The sequence below is a fragment of the Camelimonas sp. FR25 genome, assembly GCF_059740505.1.
Window position 1 is genome coordinate 1 of the sequence record NZ_JCAWFG010000119.1, and the last position, 6,069, is coordinate 6,069.

A 6,069-nucleotide genomic window follows, 5' to 3' on the forward strand; every position below is an offset into this window, starting at 1 on the left:
TTTCTTCACGCAACAACAATCTTGCACCATTTTCTATAGCGCTTCTCAAAAGCGGTCGCCGTGTATTGTGATACGGATGACCTTTCCATTTCTTTTGGTTAGAGAACGGCCAATGCGCCAGAAATTGGGATTCACATTGGCGCCGTCGCCTCGATGTGCAATTGAATCCTGAGCAAGTGTGTGGACGGCCGTGATAGCCGCATAACGTTGACGCAGATTAGCCGACGCTGCGCGGGGGCGTGTGCGAACATGTCTCGTTGGCTCACCCACCATCCCGCTGCGGGTCATACTGTCGCGTAGCCGTCAGGCCGTATCTGCGCGCCAGGGGATAGATATTGTCATCATCCTCACACTTCTCAGTCATTCGGCATCAAACCAGACCTCCACCCGCCAGCGCCTCCTGCAGCAGCGCGTCTTCGGCTTCGGCCAGCAGGGCGTCGGGGTCGTCGGGGGCGGCTTCGCGGCCGATTTCGAGCACAAGGGCGACGGCGAGGGGGGAGACCCGTTGTAGAGGGCGCCAGAGCAGATGGCCGCGGATGCGGGCCAGCATGGCGCCAAGGCGCTGCAGGTCGAGCAGGCCGGCGGCGGCTTCCTGGCGTGCGGCGCGCAGCAGCACATGATCGGGCTGATGACGCCGCAGCACGTCGAAGACCAGATCGGTCGAGAACATCACCTGCCGACCGGTCTTGCGCGCCGCGCCGGGCTGGCGGCGCTCGATCAGACCCGCAATCACCGCGCAATGGCGGAACGCCCGCTTCATCAGCGCCGTTTCCTCCAGCCACTCCTCCAGATCATCCCCCAGAATGTCCTCATTGAGCAGCGTATCCAGCGACAGGCGCGGGCTGCGCGGCGCGGCGGCGCCCCCGGCCAGCGCCGCGGCGATGTCGCCCGCCGCCCAGATGGCGAGGCCATAATCATTGGCGACATAGCCGAGCGGCCGCAGCCGCGCCCGCTCCAGCCGGCGGGTCAGCAACACGCCAAGGGTCTGATGGGCCAGCCGTCCTTCAAATGGCCAGAGCGTCAGATAGTGCCGGCCAGCGCGCGGGAAGGTTTCCACCAGCAACTGATCCGGCTGTGGCAGGGCGGAATGCTGGCGCTGCCAGTCGAGCAGCGCCTGCACCTCGTCCGGCAGCACATGCCATTGGTCCGGATCGCCCAGCAGGCCGCGCACCCGCGCCGCAAGAAAAGTGGACAAAGGAAACCGCCCGCCCGACCAGGCGGGGATTTTCGGATCCTTGCCCGTGGCCCTTGTCACCTGCGCCTCATCGGCAGAGAGCCCTTCAAAGCGCAATACTTCGCCGGCAAAGATAAAGGTGTCGCCGGGCGTCAGCTGCTCGATGAAATCTTCCTCGACCTCGCCCAGAATGCGCCCGCCAGGGGCGCGGCCAGCTAGCGGGCCGCCGGCCGGGCGGCCATCGGGACGCGTGCGGCGACTGCGCGACAGGCGAACCCGCACCTTCGCCGCCTCGACGATGGTCCCGACATTGAGCCGGTAGCGCTGCGCCGCCGCCGGGGTGGCGATGCGCCAGCACCCCTGCTGATCCTGGCGAATGCGGGCGAACTGCTCATAGTTGCGCAGGGCGTAGCCGCCGGTCGCCACAAAAGCGAGCACATCGTCAAAATCGGAGCGTTCAAGGCTGGCATAGGGCGCCGCCGAGATGACCTCGCTATAAAGATCATCCGCGGTGAACGGACCAGCCACCGCCATGCCGAGCACGTGCTGGGCCAGCACATCCAGCGCGCCCTCACGGGGATCGGGCGTGTCCTGGGCCGCTTCCTCCACCAGCTCCAGCGCCGCCTCGCATTCCAGCGCCTCAAAGCGGTTGGACGGCACGAGCCAGGCTTTCGAAGGCTCATCCAGCCGGTGATTGGCGCGGCCGATGCGCTGCATCAACCGGCTGGCGCCCTTGGGAGCGCCGAGATTGATGACCAGATCGACGTCACCCCAGTCGATGCCCAGATCAAGCGTGGCGGTGCACACCACCGCTTTCAGCCGTCCTTCCGTCATCGCCGCCTCGACCTTGCGCCGCCGCGCCGCGTCGAGGGAGCCATGGTGCAGGGCGATCGGCAGGGCATCCTCATTGAGACGCCACAATTCCTGAAAGGTGAACTCCGCCTGCAGCCGCGTGTTGACGAACACCAGCGTCAGTCGGTGGCTGCGGATCGCCTCATAAACCTCTGGCATGGCCCAGCGGGTGGTGTGGCCCGCGATCGGCAGGTTGCGGCGGCCTGACAGGATGGCGATCTCCGGCGCGGCGCCGCCGACGACACGGATGATGTCAACCTCCCCCGCCGTTGCGCCAACCCCCGACAGATACAGCGCCAGCGCCTCTGGCTGGCGAACCGTGGCTGACAGGCCGGTCATGGCGACGCCCGGCGCCAGCCGTCGCAGGCGGGCGAGATCCAGCGCCAGCAGATCGCCGCGCTTGGACGTGACCAGCGCGTGCAATTCATCAAGCACCACGCGGCGCACGCCGCCAAACACCTCGCTGGCGTCCGGGTGCGCCAGCATCAGGGCCAGCTGCTCCGGCGTGGTCATCAGCACATCTGGCGGGGCCCGCATCTGACGCGCCCGTTTGTGGGCCGGCGTATCGCCCGTGCGGGTCTCCACCCGGATAGTGAGGCCGATGCCAGCCACCGGCGCCTCGAGATTGCGGGCCACATCGACGGCCAGCGCCTTGAGCGGTGAAATGTAGAGGGTGTGCAGCCGTCGCTTGCGCCCCCGCCCGACGGCGGCGTCCTCGCCCGCCGCCAGCTCCACCAGCGTTGGCAAAAAGCCGGCAAGGGTCTTGCCGGCGCCTGTGGGCGCGGCCAGCAGCGCAGAGCGGCCCTGCTGCGCCAGCTGCAACAGCAACAACTGGTGCCGGCGCGGCCGCCAGCCGCGTTGGCTAAACCAGCGCTCGAACGCGTCAGGCAGTTTGATGTCAGCCGCCTGCGACGCAGCCCGCCTGCCCGGCGCGGGGTCGGCCAGCAACTCGTCTGCGGCGATGAGATAGCTCCGCCCGGCGGCAGGCGGCTTGTCGTGGCGCGTCACCGGCTCAGGGTCTGACCGGCCCTTGCGCCCGTCAAGTCAATTCGCGCCGAAGCGCTTCTGACGCGCCTCACACAGACATGCAATTTTTTTGCGGTGGGCGTGAACCCTGGCGCATCTGGCTGCGACTTACAGGCATGGAGGCGCCGACAACCCATCCCAAGGCGCCGCAGAGCAGATGGAGGAAAGCCATGAACGTCCTCGCCACCGCCCGTAAGGCCACTCTCGCCGCTCTCGCCGCCATCACCCTGGGCGGCGGCATGCTCACCCTCGCCGCGCCGGCCAACGCCGGCCCCGGCCATGGTCATGGCTACCGCCATCACCATCCGCACCACGGCCATTTCTACCGGCATCGTCACAGCTATGGCTATGGCGCCGCAGGGGTGGTGGGTGGTCTGGCGCTGGGCGCCCTGGCCGCCGGAGCCCTCGTCGCTCAGCCAGTCTGCTACGACGTACGTCAGCCGATCGTCGATCGCTGGGGCAATCTGATCCGCTATCGCATCGCCCGCGTCTGCGACTGACGCTGTTATACCGGCAGTCGATGAGCATGACCCATCGGGCGCAGGTCATGCCCGTGCGGCGACCAGGCATTTCAGGTCGCGGTTGCGTCAGCATCTTCGCGACCTGACACTGACCGCGCCCCAATCCCCCTCCCCTTCCCGGGAAAGGCTCCCCGCCTTTTCCGGGCTTTTTCTTTCGGCGTGTCCGTCTGGGCATCAGACACTGCGCCTTTACCTCTCTCTATGTGCGTGACGCATCAGAGACAGGCCGGACCTTCGCCAACGAGGCGACGTTATCCCCGGTCGCCGGCCCACAGCCACTTTAGCCTTGTCAAAAGCCCCCGGCCACGGGGACCAACTCGCGTTTATGAGGGCGCCATTCAAACCGGGGGCGAGTCAGCGGTTCGGAGTGAAGGCTGAGTCCGTTCGGCGGCAACAAGGCTGGCGGCTCACCACCTGCTGCGAATACTTCAACGCGAGTTTCACTTGCTTTAGCATTCTCAAGGTCGATGAGCTTCCTGTATCGACAAATGCCGACCAGGAACTAAAGGTGTTATGATACATCGACGCCGCCACAGCCGCGAGGGTGACGTGCGCGGCCTGAAATGGCATAGCGAATGCGCTATAGGGCGCAAATGTCGCGTGTTACTTCAACTCACCTCGCTTGGAGGTCGCTACAAATCTGCATTCCGTGCCAATTCTGGACGTAAGGCGAAATGCATTGTTCGTGCAGTCGGCGAACGCACGCACAATAACTTTGACGGGACGCTGCGTACATTCCTTCTGATTATGAGCGTCCGTCAGACAAAATTCCTTGGTTTCATAAGCCAAACCCGCCCCATCTGAATTGTACTCACAGGTACCCGCCCCAAAACGGGACACTTCTGCAAGCATTTGGTTAAAAAAATACCTTCCTTCGCCAGCAGATATTGTCTTATAGACCTTCACCTCTTGCCCGACTCTGGCACAGGTATGAGAACCAGTGTCGATAGTAACATCGATCGGGACTGTCAGCCCTTGCGAGAAAACAACCGTCGGGAGCATTCCAGAAACCAGAAAAGCCAAAACCAACATTTTCATAGCACCCCCCCTTTCACTCAAGCTCGCCCACATAAATATTCAGGCAACGATAAATAAAAACATAATTGCGGAAAAGCTGAAAGAGAACATTTTCAGGCTTAATTCATTTTTTACGATTGCGAATACATTCTATTTGGAAACATCATCACGCCAATTAGCACTGTATACGACTTGCTTACCTGCCCTGAATGCAATCCTAGACACATATCTACCACTGCATGTCACTCGGCGAGCCTCCGTTCGCTTCATGCGCCGGGCGCTCATCACCGGCAGGCAGGTCCTGAGTTCGACCCAGTGCGGCCTCTATCTGACGAGAGTACGTAGCCACACAAGGTCTGTCTGGCGTCACTGGTTTGGCTGGCGACCCAGCCGCGAGCGCCTGCCGCTATAGAGGAAATAGAACGCCGCCACCGCCAACAGCCACAGTGCGAACATCACCAGCGTCTGTCTGGCGAGACCCAGCACCAGATAGGCGCACAGGGCGATGCTGAGCAGCGGCGTCAGCGGGAATAAAGGCAGGCGGAAGGGCCGGGGCAGTTCGGGCTGGCGTTGGCGCAGGGCGATGACGCTGACCGCCACCAGAATGAACGCCCCCAGCGTGCCCACCGACACCATATCCGCCAGCAGCCCCAAAGGCATGAAGCCAGCCATGATGGTGGCTACCGACGCCACCACCAGGGTGTTGAACACCGGCGCGCCGCTCCCGGGCTCAACCCTGCTGAACAGCGGCGGCAGCAGCCCGTCGCGGCTCACGGCGAACAGAACGCGGGTCTGACTATAGATCAGCACCAGCGCAATGCTGAAAATCGAGACAATTGCCCCTGCGGACAGCAGGAACGACGGCCAGCGCGCGCCGGAGACCTGCTGCAGGATCACCGCCAGCCCGGCGTTCTGGCCGACGAACGCCTCCAGCGGCTGGGCGCCCACCGCGACGATCGCCACCGCCACATAGACTGTAGTGACGATCGCAAACGCCAGCAACAAGGCCAGCGGCAGGGTGCGGCGAGGGTTGAGCGCCTCCTCGCCAGCGGTGGCGATGGAATCAATACCGATGAAGGCGAAGAAGATCAGCGAGGCGGCGGCGCCGACGCCAGCCGCGCCATAAGGGGCGAAGGGCGTCAGATTGGCAGGATCAAAAGCAGTTGCGCCCACCAGCACGAACACCGCCAGCACACCGACCTTGATCACCACCATCACCGCATTGGCCGTGGCCGACTGCCTGACGCCGCGCACCAAAAGGAAGCTCGCCATGGCGACCAGCGCCACAGCCGGCAGATTGACGACGCCGCCCTGGGACGGGGCCGCCGACAGGGCCAACGGCAGGCTGAGCCCCACAACCAGCTCACCAAACTGGTTGAGATATTGCGCCCAGGTGACGGCGATGGCGGCGATGGCGACGCCATATTCAAGCAACAGGCAGGAGGCGAGCACCAGCGCCATGCCCTCGCCCAGCGACAC

4 protein-coding genes are annotated in these 6,069 nt (G+C 63.9%); 1 reads left to right on the forward strand and 3 read right to left on the reverse strand.

From position 1 onward, the window contains the following. Positions 1 to 370: 370 nt before the first annotated feature. Positions 371 to 2,974: a ligase-associated DNA damage response DEXH box helicase gene (locus AC6A67_RS17440; RefSeq protein ID WP_498037836.1), complete on the reverse strand. Its 2,604-nt coding sequence runs from the start codon at positions 2,972 to 2,974 to the stop codon at positions 371 to 373. Positions 2,975 to 3,222: 248 nt separating this feature from the next. Here AC6A67_RS17440 and AC6A67_RS17445 point away from each other — a divergent pair, with 248 nt between their 5' ends. Continuing rightward, a complete protein-coding gene (locus AC6A67_RS17445) occupies positions 3,223 to 3,552 on the forward strand; it encodes a hypothetical protein (protein WP_498037833.1) in 330 nt (109 codons plus the stop codon). A 624-nt stretch (positions 3,553 to 4,176) separates the two neighbouring features. Here the strand turns inward: AC6A67_RS17445 and AC6A67_RS17450 are convergent. Both AC6A67_RS17450 and AC6A67_RS17455 read right to left on the reverse strand, forming a co-directional pair. Further along, on the reverse strand, positions 4,177 to 4,611 hold the full coding sequence (locus AC6A67_RS17450; RefSeq protein ID WP_498037834.1) for a hypothetical protein: 435 nt from the start codon (positions 4,609 to 4,611) through the stop codon (positions 4,177 to 4,179). Between the two features lie 345 nt (positions 4,612 to 4,956). Beyond that, on the reverse strand, positions 4,957 to 6,069 hold a 1,113-nt coding region (locus tag AC6A67_RS17455), incomplete at its 5' end, for an APC family permease (RefSeq protein ID WP_498037835.1).